General features: G+C 65.6%; 11 protein-coding genes. 5 read left to right on the top strand and 6 right to left on the bottom strand.

What is annotated here, in order from left to right; translation table 11 throughout:
* Positions 1 to 19: 19 nt before the first annotated feature.
* The gene (locus BKY27_RS02545; RefSeq protein WP_146636150.1) at positions 20 to 448 is read right to left on the bottom strand and encodes a hypothetical protein; all 429 of its coding nucleotides are present in this window, start codon (positions 446 to 448) and stop codon (positions 20 to 22) included.
* 205 nt (positions 449 to 653) lie between these two features.
* Here BKY27_RS02545 and yghU point away from each other — a divergent pair, with 205 nt between their 5' ends.
* The 3 genes from yghU to BKY27_RS02530 all read left to right on the top strand — a co-directional run bounded on the left by yghU (position 654) and on the right by BKY27_RS02530 (position 3,341).
* Positions 654 to 1,523, top strand: coding sequence for a glutathione-dependent disulfide-bond oxidoreductase (gene yghU, locus BKY27_RS02540; protein ID WP_071672945.1), 870 nt, complete (start codon positions 654 to 656; stop codon positions 1,521 to 1,523).
* Complete coding sequence (locus BKY27_RS02535; protein WP_071672858.1) at positions 1,520 to 1,972, top strand: methylated-DNA--[protein]-cysteine S-methyltransferase; 453 nt, start codon at positions 1,520 to 1,522, stop codon at positions 1,970 to 1,972. The genes yghU and BKY27_RS02535 overlap by 4 nt, the downstream gene beginning before the upstream one ends.
* 94 nt (positions 1,973 to 2,066) lie before the next feature.
* Positions 2,067 to 3,341 (top strand): MFS transporter, encoded by a 1,275-nt coding sequence (locus BKY27_RS02530; protein ID WP_071672857.1) that lies wholly within the window; start codon positions 2,067 to 2,069, stop codon positions 3,339 to 3,341.
* On the opposite strand, the gene ygfZ is transcribed toward BKY27_RS02530, so the two are convergent.
* Positions 3,338 to 4,090 (bottom strand): CAF17-like 4Fe-4S cluster assembly/insertion protein YgfZ, encoded by a 753-nt coding sequence (ygfZ, locus tag BKY27_RS02525; protein ID WP_071672856.1) that lies wholly within the window; start codon positions 4,088 to 4,090, stop codon positions 3,338 to 3,340. The genes BKY27_RS02530 and ygfZ overlap by 4 nt on opposite strands.
* A gap of 147 nt (positions 4,091 to 4,237) precedes the next feature.
* On the opposite strand from ygfZ, the gene BKY27_RS02520 reads away from it, so the two are divergent.
* Positions 4,238 to 5,425 carry a pyridoxal-phosphate-dependent aminotransferase family protein gene (locus BKY27_RS02520; protein WP_071672855.1) on the top strand — a complete coding sequence of 396 codons (1,188 nt, stop codon included), beginning with the start codon at positions 4,238 to 4,240 and terminating at the stop codon, positions 5,423 to 5,425.
* A gap of 29 nt (positions 5,426 to 5,454) precedes the next feature.
* Here BKY27_RS02520 and BKY27_RS02515 read toward each other — a convergent pair whose 3' ends face one another.
* The 3 genes from BKY27_RS02515 to BKY27_RS02505 all read right to left on the bottom strand — a co-directional run bounded on the left by BKY27_RS02515 (position 5,455) and on the right by BKY27_RS02505 (position 9,968).
* Positions 5,455 to 6,561: a pyridoxal phosphate-dependent aminotransferase gene (locus BKY27_RS02515; protein WP_071672944.1), complete on the bottom strand. Its 1,107-nt coding sequence runs from the start codon at positions 6,559 to 6,561 to the stop codon at positions 5,455 to 5,457.
* Positions 6,562 to 6,610: 49 nt separating this feature from the next.
* Entirely contained in the window at positions 6,611 to 7,582 is a 972-nt protein-coding gene (locus tag BKY27_RS02510; protein WP_084667822.1) for a DUF2235 domain-containing protein, read from the bottom strand.
* Between the two features lie 88 nt (positions 7,583 to 7,670).
* On the bottom strand, positions 7,671 to 9,968 hold the full coding sequence (locus tag BKY27_RS02505; protein ID WP_071672853.1) for a xanthine dehydrogenase family protein molybdopterin-binding subunit: 2,298 nt from the start codon (positions 9,966 to 9,968) through the stop codon (positions 7,671 to 7,673).
* 155 nt (positions 9,969 to 10,123) lie between these two features.
* On the opposite strand from BKY27_RS02505, the gene BKY27_RS02500 reads away from it, so the two are divergent.
* A complete protein-coding gene (locus BKY27_RS02500; RefSeq protein WP_071672852.1) occupies positions 10,124 to 13,174 on the top strand; it encodes a valine--tRNA ligase in 3,051 nt (1,016 codons plus the stop codon).
* Positions 13,175 to 13,185: 11 nt separating this feature from the next.
* Here the strand turns inward: BKY27_RS02500 and hrpB are convergent, their stop codons facing one another.
* Positions 13,186 to 15,609, bottom strand: a complete 2,424-nt coding sequence (gene hrpB / locus BKY27_RS02495; RefSeq protein WP_071672851.1) for an ATP-dependent helicase HrpB — start codon at positions 15,607 to 15,609, stop codon at positions 13,186 to 13,188.
* Positions 15,610 to 15,618 lie beyond the last annotated feature (9 nt).

Below are 15,618 nucleotides of genomic sequence, written 5' to 3'. Positions count from 1 at the left end.
CAGATTCGCCCCGCCGCTGTCACTGCAACAAGCCCCTCAGGTAATCCGGGTCGGCATAGCTGCCCCAGCCAAACGCCATTCGGCCCGCCCCGCGGGTGGTGTCGATCCGGTCCACATAGGTGCCCCGGACGCTGGTGCCGTAGATCCCGGCGGGGATGACCTGTTCTTCGGAATAGACCACTGCGCCCGACGCATCCCGGCAGGTCATCGTCCCCGCGCCCGAGCGATCCACCCGCATCACCATCGGCATTTCGCAGGACAGGCCGCTGCCCGACAGCCGCGTCAGGCTGGACAGCTCGAAATCGGCCTGGATATCGCCCGTCATCGCCCATTCGGTGCCGTCATCCAGCTGTGTCACGCTTGCGGCCTGCATCCGCAACGTGTCGGAACAGCCCGTCAGCGCCATGGTCGCCATGACCACGCTGATTGCGAATGCCCGTGCCCACATGTTCGCCTCCTGCCTTTTGATATTGGGCCGATCATCCAGCACTGCGCCTGATCCGGCAATGAAAACCGCCCGGTGCCGTGCCGGTCGGCGGCGCATGGCGCAAAGGGCCTGTGCATCCATGCACGGGGCCGAGGGGTTTCCGATCCGCCCTGCGCGCCCTATCTTGCCAAAGAACCCGAAACAGGACGTTGAAAAGGCCTTCTTCATGACTGACCAGACCCCGTACGAGCCACCCAAAGTCTGGACATGGGACAAGGAAAATGGCGGGGCCTTCGCCTCGACCAACCGTCCCATCGCCGGACCGACCCACGACCAGGATTTGCCGGTCGGCAGGCATCCGTTCCAGCTCTATTCCCTTGCCACGCCCAACGGGGTCAAAGTCACGGTGTTGCTGGAAGAGCTTTTGGCAGCAGGCCATGCCGCCGAATACGACGCATGGTTGATCCGCATCGGCGATGGCGATCAGTTCGGGTCTGGCTTTGTCGAGGTCAACCCAAACTCCAAGATCCCGGCGCTCGTGGACCGCTCGGGGCCTGAGCCGGTGCACGTGTTCGAATCCGGCTCGATCCTGATGCATCTGGCCGAAAAATTCGGGGCCTTCCTGCCCGTGTCGGGCCCCGCCCGCACCGAGGTGCTCAATTGGCTGTTCTGGCAAATGGGCAGCGCGCCCTACCTGGGCGGTGGCTTTGGCCATTTCTACGCCTACGCCCCCGAGAAATGGGAATACCCGATCGACCGCTTCGCCATGGAAGTGAAGCGCCAGCTTGATGTGCTCGACCGGCATCTGGCCGACAACGAATGGATGGCGGGCGGTGAATATTCCATCGCCGATATGGCGATCTGGCCGTGGTATGGCAACCTTGCCTTGGGACGTCAGTATAATGCGGGGGAATTCCTTGCCGTTCACGAATATGAAAACCTTGTCGCATGGGCCAAACGCATCGAGGCACGCCCGGCGGTGCAACGCGGCCGAATGGTGAACCGGACCTTTGGTGACCCCTCGGAGCAGCTTCACGAGCGGCACGACGCGTCGGATTTCGAGACCCGCACGCAGGACAAGATCGCCGCTGAATGACGGCAGGCGTCGACAGCCCCCTTGGCCCTCTGGTCCTGACGGAAGAGGGTGGCGCGATCACCGCGCTGGATTGGGGGGCGTGCGGCACCGCGCCCAACAGCGATGTCACGCGACAGGCGGCCGGGGAACTGGCCGCCTATTTTGCGGGGCGCCTGACCGATTTCACGGTGCCGCTGGCCCCGCGCGGATCAGGGTTCCAGCAGGCTTTTTATCACGCGCTTTGCGCCATTCCCTTTGGCGAAACCCGGACCTATGGCGATCTGGCGGGGGCGCTCGGCGTCTCGGCGCAGGCCATCGGTCAGGCTTGTGGCGCCAATCCCATCCCGGTCCTGATCCCATGTCACCGCGTGCTCGGGGCCACCGGTCTTGGCGGCTATTCCGGGGCGGGCGGGGTCGAGACCAAGCTCGCGTTGCTCAGGCTCGAAGGGGCAGGGGGCTTTCTGCTCTGAGCGCCGGATGCGACCCGCCGAGGTCGTGGATTGGCGCGACGAGGCGCCCACTGCGGCCCGACACTTCCCCCACTCTTCAGAGTGGATTATCCCGATGTTGCCCCGACATATTCCCGAATGGCTCCGCCATGCGCCTGCACCGGGGGTGAAGGGTTTTGCGGTGTTGGCGGGGTGCGAAGCGGCGGCGCGCGGTAGCCTGGTGTCGGTTCTGCCGCTGGCCGTCTTTCAGCATCTTGGCGATGCCAGCCGGGTGTCGGGCGTCTATTTTGCCGTCGGGGTGTTGTCGCTGCTGGCGGGGCTGTCGGTGCCGTGGCTGAACCGGTTCATTCCGCGCAAATGGCTCTATTCCGGCGCGGCGATGCTGTTCCTGTCGGGTGCGCTTCTCGGGGCTGTTGCGCCGTCGCTGATCGTGGTGACACTGGCGATGATCACCGTGGCGACGGTGGCACTTTTCGTCTGCTTTAATGCCTATGTGCTGGACTATATCCAGCGGGTCGAGCTTGGCCGCTGCGAAACCTTGCGCATGTTCTACAGTGCGGCGGGCTGGACGCTTGGCCCTGTCGCTGGGGTATACCTGATGGGCTGGTGGCGGCCTGCACCCTTTCTGATTTCGGCAATGGCCGTGGCGGGGATGCTGGCGACCTTCCTCTACCTGCGACTTGGCAATGGCAAACTGATCCAGCGCGCCCGTGGGCCTGCAACCAACCCGCTGGCCTTTTTGGGCCGCTTCGCGGCACAGCCGAGGCTGGTGGCCGGGTGGCTTTTTGCGGTCATCCGGTCTTGCGGGTGGTGGGTCTATGTCGTCTACCTGCCGATCTTCGCGGTGAATGCAGGCTTGGGGCAGGAACTGGGCGGCACGATCCTGTCCGTCAGCAACGCGCTGCTTTTCACCACGCCTGTCATGCTGCGCTGGATGCAAACCCGGTCTGTCCGGGTATCGGTGCGGACCGGTTTCATGGGGGCTGCGCTGTTGGCCCTGGGGGCGTGGGCGCTTGCGGGCTGGCCGGTGGCGGTCGTCGGACTGCTGGCGGCGGGGTCGTTTTTCCTCGTCTGGCTCGATGTCTGTGGCGGATTGCCTTTCCTGATGGCGGTACGCCCCTCGGAACGGACCGAGATGTCGGCGGTCTATTCCAGCTTTCGCGATGTGTCGGGCATCCTGACGCCGGGGGCTGCGTGGCTGGTGCTGCTGGTGGCGCCACTTTCGGCCATTTTCGCGCTGTCCGGCCTGTCGCTGCTGGCGGCGTGGACGGTGGCGGGAAAGCTGCACCCCCGGCTTGGCCTGCGCCGCATCCGAGTGCCGGTGCCAGAGCCCGCGCCAGATTATGGCACGCTGGCCCTTCCGGTGAAAACCGGTGGGGATCCCGCTTAATCCGCCTCGGACCAGCGCACGCTTGCGTCACCCGCCGTCATCTCTGCACCGGCCCGCTCGAACCGCAGATAGGCGATGGCCTGCCCGCCCGATTGGGTGAAGAGCGTGCCCGCCACCTTTCCACCGGCCATGATCTGGGTGCCCACGGGTGCGCTGCCGTCGATCTGAACGGTCACGAGGCCCTTTCGCAGCGTGGTCTTGTGCTTCATCCGCGCGGTAACTTCCTGCCCCACATAGCAGCCCTTCCGGTGATCGACCCCCGCGAGCCGGTCAAAGCCCGCTTCCAGAATGAATGTCTCGTCCGGGATCAGCTCGACCCCGGTTTCGGGGATGCAATGAGCGACCCGGATCGCGTCCCAGTCGACGCTGGCTGGCCCGCCCTCGGAACCAAAGGCCCGCCAGCCAAGTGCCGGGTGGCGCGGATCGGCTAACGCGCCGGTGGGCGGCTCTCCCAGACCGCGCGTCACGGTCAGATCCGCTGCTTCGATCCCGACCCTGGAGCGCAGCCGATACATCATCAGCCGTTTCGCCAGCCCCGGAGCAAGGTCGCTTTTCACATCGAGCAGGATCTCGTCGCCTTGGTCGAGCAGGAAGAAATCGGCAAGGAACTTGCCCTGTGGTGTCAGCAGGGCGGAATAGGTCAATGCATTGGCCACCGGATCGCGGGTCACCAGCCCGTGCAGCAGGTGGTGGCGATCCTCGCCGGTCAGGCGGATCACGGTGCGGTCGGTCGCGGTTTCTCCGTTCATCGGTCCCATCCTTGTCGCGTCTCGGGCCACATATAGGACGAAACACCTGGCCCGACCATGGCCGCCGATCCGTGCCGCGACGGCGGCAATTGACGCCCCCCGAAACCGGGGCTACGCATTTGCCATCCCTCCACGAAAGGACAGCTCATGAGCCTTGCCAACGGTCGTCAGTACCTCGCGATTCCCGGTCCCTCGGTCATGCCCGACCGCGTGTTGCAGGCCATGCACCAGCCCGCGCCGAACATCTACACCGGCCCGCTGGTCGAGATGACGGAAGGCATCGTCGCCGATCTCAAGGCGGTCGCGGGCACGGCCCATGACGCGGCGATCTATATCGCCAACGGGCACGGCGCATGGGAGGCCGCGTTGGCCAACACCATGTCGCGCGGCGACCGCATCCTGATCCTTGGCACCGGGCGATTCTGCCTTGGCTGGGGCGAGATCGCGCGGGGGTTGGGGGTTGAGACCGAAGTGCTCGATTTCGGCTACCGCGCCGGCGTTGACCTTGATCGCGTGGCCGAGGTGCTGCGCGCCGATACCGATCACACGCTTCGGGCGGTGCTGGCAGTGCAGGTGGACACGGCCTCATCGGTCAAGAACGACATCGCCGGGTTGCGGCGGGTTCTGGACGAGACCGGGCACCCGGCGATGCTGTTTTCCGACAATATCGCCTGTCTCGGCGTGGACGAGTTTCACATGGACGCCTGGGGCGTCGATCTTATGGTGACCGGCAGCCAGAAGGGCTTGATGGTGCCGCCAGGTCTGGGTTTTGTCTTTTTCGGCCCCAAGGCGGCGGCGGCGCGCGAGAGCGCGAATTGCGTGACACCCTACTGGGATTGGCGTCCGCGCGCCAACCCGGCGATGTTTTACCAGTATTTCGGGGGCACCGCGCCGACCCACCACCTGTTTGGTCTGCGCGAGTCGCTCGACATGATCAAGGAAGAGGGGATGCAGGCGATCTGGCATCGCCACGCCACGCTCGCCCGCGCGATCTGGGCGGCGTTCGATAGCTGGGGCGAGGGCTGCGCGATCGCGCTGAACATCGCTGACCCGGCGGCGCGGGCCCATGCCGTCACCACCGTGCGGATGGGCGGCGACGATGGAACCCGCCTGCGCGCATGGCTGGAGCAGGTGGCGGGCATCACCCTTGGCATTCCGCTCGGCGCGCCGGAACCGGACATGCCGGGCATCTTCCGTATCGGCCATATGGGGCACGTGAACGCCCATATGGTGATGGGCGTCCTTGGGTCCATTCAGGCGGGGATGTATGCGCTTGGCATCGCGCACGGCCCCGGCGGGCTGGAGGCCGCCGCACGGGTGATCGCGGAGGGGTAGAAGGATTTTCAGGAAAATCCTTCCAGGTCTCAACCGCGCGCGTCGGCCAGCGCCCGTGGCAGGGTTTCTGCGAAGGCGTCGAGGTCTTGCTGCCGCCCGCAGGACACTCGGATACAGCGGTCTTGTGGGGCGATGAAGGGCATACGCACGAAGATGCCGCGCCGGACCAGCGATTGCAGCACCGCGCGGGCGAAATCCCCGTCGCCACCGCAATCAATGGCCACGAAATTGGTGGCGGACGGCAGGCTGGTCAGCCCGTTGTCATGGGCGATCTGCGCCAGACGGGCCCGCGCGGTGGCGATCCGGTCCACGGTTTCGGCAAGGTAGGCTTGATCCTGCAATGCGGCCAACGCGCCCGCGTGGCTGACACGGCACATGCCGAAATGGTTGCGGATCTTGTTGAAGGCGGTGATCAGGCGTTCCTCGGCAATTGCATATCCCACGCGCATCCCGGCCAGCCCGTAGGCCTTGGAGAAGGTGCGCATCCGGATCACGCGGGGGTCTGTTACGTCGAAGGGCGGGATCGCCTCGGCGGGTGCCATGTCGATATAGGCCTCGTCCAGCACCAGGAGCGCGTCCTCGGGGATCGAGTTGATCAGGTGTTGCACGGTGCCCGCATCGTGCCATGTGCCCATCGGGTTGTCGGGATTGGCGAAGTAGATGAGCTTGGCGCGGGTCCGGTGCGCCGCGGCGATCAGGGCCAACGGGTCTTCGTGGTCGGCGGCATAGGGCACCTTGTGCAACTCGCCGCCAAACCCGGTGACGTGGTAGTTGAACGTCGGATATGCCCCTGCGGACGTGACCACCGCGTCGCCCGGCCCGATCAGCAGGCGCACGAGGTAGCCAAGAAGCCCGTCGATCCCTTCGCCGACGACGATGTTTTCCATTCCCACGCCGTGATGGGCCGACAGCGCCTTGCGCAGGTCATAGGATTGGGCGTCGCCATACATCCACGCGCCCTTGGCGGCCTCGGCCATGGCGGCGATGGCGCGCGGAGAGGGGCCGAAAACACTCTCGTTGGCACCCAGTCGGGCGCGGAACGGTTCGCCCCTGTCTCGTTCCTGGGTTTCGGGGCCGACGAAGGGCACGGAGGCGGGAAGGCTCTGCACGAGCTTGGTGTAGCGTGGTCCTGTCATATCGGCAGCAAAACCGCAAAGGACGCCGGGGTGCAAGGGGCCTGCTGTGTCAGTCGGTCTGCAACTGGCCGTTTGCCATCACCGCCAGGCCGGCCGCGCGGGCGGACCCGACCGCGGAGGAATGGATCCGCTCCGAAGGATCGCTGCCGAAGCGACGGCGGCGGCGGTTCCAGAACATCACCCCCCACCCCCGCAGCGTGCCGACAGACGGTGCGTGGGCATCGGTCAGGTAGCGGCTGCGCCAATGCTGGGGCAGGGGCAGGCCGCAACGTTCGGCTTCGCTCAGCATCCAGACCAGAGGGATGTTCGACAGAGGCCGCGCCGCGACCCAGTCGCCAAGCTGGCCGCCGACATCGCCATGGGTGCCGCGAAACCACATCTGCACCACGTCGCTGGGGCTGCCGTCGGGCACCGACCAAAGGACCGGGGCATAGACCTCTCGGGTTTCGTCCATGGCCAGCGCGTGGCGCCCGTGCCGGATGCAAGGGCCGAGCGCGTGGCTGTGAAACGCCTGCGCCTCGGGCGCGAAGCGCCAGACGATGGGCCAGCGCAGCCCGAGGGCGCGCACCGTGTCATAGACGCCCACCAGTTCGATCGGCGTTTCGACATGGCATCGGGCGTTTCGAAATGCGCGGGCGGCGGGGCTGTCGGGCGCTTCCTGGTAGTGGCAATACATCCGGTCGAGTGTCTCGACGCTGATTTGCGCGGGCCGCAGCAGCCCCAGCTTGTCGATCAGTCCGGCCAGCGAGCGGACGGCAAAGGCGCCGCGCGAATAGCCCATCAGCATGATCTTGTCGCCGGGGTGATAATTGCGCGCCAGGAACAGGTAGGCGCGCTTGATCTGGCGGTTGATCCCGATTCCGGCAAGCACCTCGACCGCGCGCTTGACGCCGCGCCACTGGATGCCCGGTTCGTAATACAGGGTCATGTTGGCGTTGGGGCCGAGTTCCGACAGCAGCCGGTAGGTCAGGCCGATATTGGTTTCATTGCCGTGGCGCAGGCTGGACATGGTGCCATCCATCAGCACGACATGAACGCAGGGCGGGCGGGCAGCGGGCAGCCGCGGCGGCGGGGTGTTTCGAAATCCCCGCCAAAAGGTCCATCTGCGTTTACGCCTGTCCACCGCTGGTTCGCGCCTCCTGGATCATGTGCCACAACCGGTGCGGGGTGAAAGGCATGTCCGCCACTTTGACGCCTTCGGACCAGACTGCATCCTGCACCGCATTGGCCACCGCGGCCATCGCCCCGATGGTCCCTGCCTCGCCGCACCCCTTCATCCCGAGGATGTTGGTCTGGGTCTCTGTCGGTTCCGAGTGAAAGCCGAAAAAGGGGAAATCGCCCGCGCGCGGCATGCCGTAATCCATGAAGGTTGCGGTCAATAGCTGCCCGTCCTCGTCAAAGACCACGCGTTCGTTCATCGCCTGTCCCGCCCCTTGCGCAATGCCGCCATGGATCTGGCCCTTGACCAGCATCGGGTTCATCAGATTGCCAAGATCATCGACAACGGCATAGCGATCAATGGTTAACAGGCCGGTATCGGGATCAATTTCGATCTCGGCAACGTGACAGCCATTGGGAAAGGATCGGCCCGCGTTGCGGATTTCCTTTTCCGCGGTCAACAGGTCGCCACGGCCTTGGGCCTCGGCCTGTTCGGCCAGTTCCATCAGGCCCAGAACGGTGTTGGAGCCGGGCGCGCGAAACACGGCCTCCTCTGGATCGAAACGCACGTCCTCCGCGCCCATGACCTCTTCCGCAAAGGGCAGAAGGCCGTCTAGCAGCCGTTCCGAAGTGGCATGAATTGCCGATCCCTGCACGGTAACCGAGCGCGATCCGCCGGTGCCGCCGCCTTTGGCGATCTGGTCTGAATCGCCCTGCACGATCTCGATCTGATCCAGGTCCAGCCCCAGCCGGTCGCGCAGCAATTGCTTGTAGACCGTCTCGTGCCCCTGTCCGGCCGATTGCGTGCCGACGAAGACCTTGGCCCCGGTCGCGGTGAGCACGATCTTGGCGGTTTCCATCGGCTGACCCAGAATGGCCTCGATGTAATAGCACAGGCCCTGTCCGCGCAGCTTGCCCTCGGCGGCGCTGGCGGCGCGGCGGGCGGCAAAGCCTGCGGTGTCGGCCTCTTCCGCGGCCCGGTCCATGGCGCGGGCAAAGGCGCCCGAGTCGTATAGCTCCCCCACCGCTGTTTTATAGGGCATCTGCTCGGGGCGGATGAAACTGCGCCGCCGCAGGTCCATCGGGTCGATCCCCAGCACCCGCGCGGCGTGATCCATGGCACGTTCCAGAACATAGATCGCCTCGGGGCGCCCGGCGCCGCGATAGGCATCGACTTGCGTTGTGTTGGTGAAAACTGCCGTGTTGTTCATGTAGGCGGCTTGAACATCGTAGACGCCCGGAAAGACGTGGCTGAACAGGCGGCTCTGGATGTTCTGCGCAAATCCCGACACATAAGCGCCGAGGTTCGACACCGTGTGCAGGCGATAGGCGGTCAGCTTCAACGCGTCGTCAAAGCCCAACTCGGCGGTGCAGCTCAGGTCGCGCCCGGCATTGTCGGACAACATCGATTCCGTGCGATCGGCCATCCAGCGCACCGGGCGGTTCAGGGTCCGGGTGGCGAAGGTCAGCAGGAAATGTTCGGGGTAATGCATGGTCTTCATGCCAAAGGCCCCGCCAACGTCGGGGGTGGTGACCAGCACCTGCTCGGCGTCGATGCCCAGCCAGCCCGAAATCCCGGCCTTCTTGCTCCAGACGCCCTGACCGTTTTCGCAGATATGCAGCCGCTCGCCCTGCATCTCGGCAAAAATCGCGCGGGGTTCCATGCTGGCGGCCATGATCCTGTTGTCTTCGACCGTGACGGTAACGACATGCGCGGCTGCCGCCATCGCCGCATCCGCCGCCGCCTTGTCGCCCGCGCCCCAGCTATAGCACCGGTTTTCCGGGGCCTCTGGGTGAATCTCGGGGCCACCGACGGCGACGTCCAGTTTCGGTTCCAGATCGTCATAGTCGAAGACGATGGCCTCGGCGGCGTCCCGCGCGGCGGCGATCGAGTCGGCCACGATGAACGCCACCGGTTCCCCGACGAAGCGCACCCGCCCCTCGGCAAGGATCGGGCGGCGGGGCGCCGCCGCCTTGCTGCCATCCTCGTTGTCGATGACCGTATAGGGGATGGCATTGGCCAGCCCCGCCTCGGCCAGATCCGCCGCCGTCACCACCAGATGCACGCCGGGGGCCGAACGCGCCTCGGACACGTCCAGATCGGTGATCTCGGCGTGGGCGACCGGGCTGCGAAAGACGTGGCAATGCAGCGCGTCCTTCGGGGCAAGGTCATCGACATAGCGCCCGTGGCCCGTCAGGAACCGTTGATCTTCCTCTCGCGTCACCGACTGGCTGCTTCCGAATTTCATGTGTCCTGCCCCTCTCATTGTCTCGCTCAATAGGTAACAACCCATCCGGCCCTGTCCAGAGGGGCTTTGTGCCGCGAATCCCGGCCACATCCTCTTGGCCTTTCGATGTGAAGCGGATAAGTCAGCCGTGACAGAAAAGATGGGACATGAGGCGCATGGAAAAGACCTTTAACGCCGCCGACGCCGAACCGCGCATTCTGGCGAAATGGGACGAGGCGAATGCCTTTGCCGCTGGCGCCAACGCGAGCCGCGACGATACCTTCTGCATCATGATCCCGCCGCCGAATGTGACGGGCAGCCTGCATATGGGCCACGCCTTCAACAACACGCTGCAGGATATTCTCGTGCGCTGGCACCGGATGCGCGGGTTTGACACGCTGTGGCAGCCGGGCACCGACCATGCGGGCATCGCCACGCAGATGGTGACCGAACGCGAGATGGCCGGGAATGGCGAACCCACCCGCCGCGAAATGGGGCGCGAGGCGTTTCTTGACCGCGTCTGGCAACAGAAGGTCAAGTCGCGCGGCACCATCATCGGGCAATTGAAGCGCCTTGGCGCGTCCTGCGACTGGTCGCGCGAGGCCTTCACCATGGGCGGCGCCAAAGGCGACCCCGAGGCGGGCCATGGCCCCAATTTCCACGACGCCGTGATCAAGGTCTTCGTGGAGATGTACAACAAGGGGTTCATCTATCGCGGCAAGCGGCTGGTGAACTGGGATCCGCATTTCGAGACAGCGATTTCCGATCTGGAGGTCGAGCAGGTCGAGGTGAACGGCAAGATGTGGCGCCTGCGCTACAAGCTGGATGGCGGCGAGACCTACAACCACCCCATCGAGTTCGACGAAGAAGGCAACCCGACCGACTGGGAAACCCGCGATTACCTGACCGTCGCCACGACGCGCCCCGAAACGATGCTGGGCGATACCGGTGTTGCGGTGCACCCGGAGGACCGGCGTTATGCCCACCTGATCGGCAAGACCGTGACGCTGCCGATCTGTGGCCGCTCGATCCCGATCGTCGCCGATGAATATGCCGACCCGGACAAGGGCACCGGCGCGGTGAAAATCACGCCCGCGCATGATTTCAACGACATGGAGGTCGGCAAGCGCACCAACCTGCGTGCCATCAACGTCATGACCACCCGCGCGGCGATGTTCCTGCTCGGTAATGACGATTTCGCCGAAGGCTGCCCGGCGGAGATGGTCGGAGCAGCCATCGAGCGCTATGACGGGCGCGACCGGTATGAGGCGCGCGACGCCATCGTCACCGAGGCCCGCGACAATGGCTGGCTCGACGGGATCGACGAAGACAAGCACATGGTGCCCCATGGCGACCGGTCCAAGGTGGCCATCGAGCCCTACCTGACTGACCAGTGGTTCGTGGACGCCGCCAAGATCGTGGACCCGGCGCTCGATGCCGTCCGGCAGGGCATGGCCGCGCAGGAGGCTGGCACGTTCGACGAGACCGCAGGCTACACCCGCATCCTGCCCGAGCGCGACGCCAAGACCTATTATCACTGGCTGGAAAATATCGAGCCCTGGTGCATCTCGCGCCAGCTGTGGTGGGGGCACCAGATTCCGGTTTGGTACACGCTCCCCGTGGTAAATTTGTCCGACGCGTATTCGAACCTTGGCCTAAACGAGGTTTTCAATAGTGCACGCATAGCGGGCACAGACGAAGGTGATCTCGCCCAAATTCCGAATGGCTACACGCAGTTTAGAGCTTGTGTCGCCACAGAAGAAGAAGCTTTTCCCGTCATTGATGCACATGTCCGTCAATTTCTCCTAGACGGCGCTGCAATTATTGATCTCGAAATTGTTGAAGTTGCCAGTGAAAGCCAAGCAATCGAGCAACTCTATAAAGCCGCAGGAGAGGGCCGGAGGATTATCCCTGTTTGGCGTGACCCCGACGTCCTCGACACCTGGTTCTCCTCCGGCCTCTGGCCCATCGGCACCCTCGGCTGGCCCGAGGAGACCGACGCCTACGCGAAGTATTTCCCGACCAGCACTCTTATCACAGGCTTCGACATCATCTTCTTCTGGGTCGCCCGGATGATGATGATGCAGCTGGCCGTTGTGGACCAGATCCCGTTCCACACGGTCTATGTCCACGCGCTCGTCCGGGATGAGAAGGGCAAGAAGATGTCCAAGTCCTTGGGCAACGTTCTGGACCCGCTGGAACTGATCGACGACTACGGCGCCGATGCCGTGCGCTTCACGCTCGCCTCGATGGCCGCCATGGGCCGTGACCTGAAGCTGTCGACGAGCCGCATCGCGGGCTACCGCAACTTCGCCACCAAGATCTGGAACGCGGCGCGGTTTGCCGAGATGAATGAGTGCGTCCCGGTTGCAGGCTTCGACCCTGCGGGCGTAAGCCAGACCGTCAACCGCTGGATTGTGGGCGAGGTCGCCCGTGCCCGCGTTGCCCATGATGCGGCGCTCGACGCCTACCGCTTCAACGACGCCGCCAACGGGCTCTACGCCACCGTCTGGGGCAAGGTCTGCGACTGGTATCTGGAATTCGCCAAGCCGCTCTTCGCCTCTGGCGACGCGGCCGTGATCGCGGAAACCCGCGCCACCATGGCCTGGGTCATCGACCAGTGCCTGACGTTGCTGCACCCCACCATGCCCTTCGTCACAGAAGAGCTGTGGGGCCAGATCGCCGAGCGCGAGAAGCTGCTGGTGCACACCGACTGGCCGACCTATGGCGAGGATTTGGTGGATGCCGAGGCTGATCGCGAGATGAACTGGGTGATTTCCCTGATCGAGGAAATCCGCTCGATCCGCGCGCAGATGCATGTGCCCGCCGGGTTGAAAGTGCCGCTGTTGCAGGCGGAGCTGGACGCCAAGGGCCAGGCCGCGTGGGACCGGAACGAAGCGATGATCCTGCGCATGGCCCGTGTCGTCGGTGTCGAAACAGTGGACACGCTGCCCAAGGGCGCCGTCACCATCGCCGTGGAAGGCGCGGTCTTCGGCCTGCCGATTGCCGACATCATCGACGTGGACGAGGAAAAGGCGCGGCTTGAAAAGGTCTTGGGCAAGCTTGCCAAGGAATTGGGCGGCCTGCGCGGGCGGCTCAACAACCCGAAATTCGCGGCCAGCGCGCCGGAAGAGGTTGTCGAGGAAACCCGTGAAAACCTTGCCGCCCGCGAAGAGGAAGAGGCCAAGATCAAGGACGCGCTGGCGCGTCTGGCCGAGATCGGCTAAAGCCCCCGGCCTCACCCTTTGCGTGGCTTCGCGCGCAGGGTGGGGTCGGCGTTGGCCGGGTCTTCCGGCCACGGATGTTTCGGATAGCGCGCGCGCATGTCCTTGCGCACATCGGCGTAACTGCCGACCCAAAAGCCGGGCAGGTCCATGGTGGTCTGCACCGGGCGGCCCGCGGGCGACAGCAGCGTCATGCGCAGCGGCTGCCGGTCCTGCCCGATGGTGGGATGCACCGTGGTCCCGAACACCTCTTGCAGGCGCAGCGCCACCTCGGGGATGTCGCCGGAATAGTCGATGGCCGCCTTGCGCCCCATCGGCGTGGCCCAATGGGCGGGGGCGAGGCGATCCAGCTCCTGTTGCTGCGACCAGTCAAGCAGGGTCTTGAGCGCCTCGGTCGGATCAAGCCTTTTGAGATCCTCGGCGTTGCTCTGAGTGGTCAGGAACGGTGCGAGCCAGTCTTCCAGCCCGTCCGACAGCGCCGCGTCCGACACATCCACCAGCCCCGAGGCGCGCAAACGCGCGCGCAAGAGCCGCGCGGATTTCGACCAGTTCAGCACATCCATCCCCAGATCGCGGATGCCCGCCAGCAAAGCCCCGGTCATCGCCTCGGGCGGCGCGTCGGCCCACAGCCGGTCCTGTAGCACCAGCGCGCCGAACATCTCCTGTTGCCGCGCCCTTACCCGGCGGTCGCGCCTTGACCAATCGCAGGCGCTGACCCAGTGGATCCGACCGGCATAGAGCCCGCGCAACTCGCTTTCGCTCAGCGCTACGGCCTGCCGAATACGGGCCTCTCGCGGGTTGCCGTCCAGATCCGTCACCACGATCAGCCGCTGTCCCGCCAGCGTGTCGGCCTCGGACATCACCGCGCCCTTGCCACCCGACAGCACGAAACGCGGCGCGTCGCCCTTGCGGCGCAACCCGATGCGGTCGGGATAGGCCAGCGCTGCTTGCTCGGCGAGGGAATGTTTCGGCCCTTTCGCAAACCGGGCCAAGCGTTTGGCGTCCTGTTTGATCCGTGCCACCGCCCCCCGGTCGGCATTCATCCGCCCCGGATCGTCCAGCGCCCGCATCCGCAAGGTCAGATCGGTGCCCCTGTCGCGCAACGGATCCCGCTCGGCCAGCAGGGCTGCCAGCCGCTCGGCCCCCGGACCGCCAAGCGCCAGCATATGCGCCAGACGTGGGTGCAGGGGCAGGGCGGCGAGCGTCCGGCCATGCGCGGTGATAGCGCCGCCCTCGTCCAGCGCCCCGAGGCTGCGCAAGAGCGCCTGCGCCTCGGCCAATGCCCCTGCGGGTGGCGGCGTCAGGAAGGCCAGGTCCGCACCGTCGCCCGCCCCCCACAGCGCCAGTTCCAACGCCAGCCCGGCCAGATCGGTCGCCTCGATCTCGGCTGGTGGAAAGGCGGGCAAGGCGCCCTCGGCCGCCTTGGTCCAGTTGCGATAGCACACCCCCGGCGCGACCCGTCCCGCGCGGCCCCGGCGCTGTTCGGCCTCGGCGCGGCTGACCGGATCGGTCACCAGCCGCGACATGCCCGAGGACGGATCGAACCGCGCCCGCCGTGCGCGGCCTCCGTCCACAACCACGCGGATATCGGGGATCGTCAGCGAGGTTTCGGCAATCGCGGTCGACAGCACCAGTTTGCGCTGGCCCTTGGCTTCAGATCGCAGCGCCGCACGCTGTGCCGCCAGGGGCATTGCGCCGAAAAGCTGGTGCAGCACCACGTCGCCCGGCAGGTCGGTCAGCAGGGCCGCCGTGCGCCGGATTTCCCCCTCGCCGGGCAGGAACGCCAGAATGCCGCCCTGCGCCTCGGCCAGACCCTGCCGGATCAGCGCCGCCATGGTGTGTTCGAACCTCTGATCCTTCGGGGGCGGGGCCTCGCGCCAGCGGGTGTCGACGGGAAACGCCTTGCCCTCTGACGTCACAACTGGCGCATTGTCCAGCAGCGCGGCGACCGGCGCGGCGTCGAGCGTGGCCGACATGACCAGCAGCAGCAGGTCGTCGCGCAGCGCGCCCCGCACCTCCCATGTCAGGGCCAGCCCCAGATCGGCATTGAGCGAGCGTTCGTGGAATTCGTCGAAGATCACCGCGCCGACGCCGGGCAATTCGGGATTGTCCTGCAACATGCGCGTCAGGATGCCTTCGGTCACCACCTCCACCCGCGTGGCCTTGCTTACCTTGCTGTCGCCGCGCACACGATAGCCCACGCTTTGCCCGACCTCTTCCCCCAAGGTTTCGGCCATGCGTTCAGCCGAGGCGCGGGCGGCCAGCCTGCGCGGTTCCAGCATCAGGATGCGCCCCGGCGCCAGCCCCGCCCCGAGCAGCGCCAAGGGCACGCGCGTGGTCTTGCCCGCGCCGGGGGGCGCTTGCAGCACGGCGCGGCCGTGGAGCCTGAGCGCGTCCAACAGCTCTGGCAGGATCGGGTCGATGGGCAGGCGGGTCACGTCGCGGGG

This window comes from Nioella nitratireducens, assembly GCF_001879715.1.
Lineage (GTDB): Bacteria > Pseudomonadota > Alphaproteobacteria > Rhodobacterales > Rhodobacteraceae > Nioella > Nioella nitratireducens.
The sequence above is the reverse complement of the archived record's forward strand: the minus strand, read 5'-3'. Positions and strand labels throughout refer to the sequence as shown.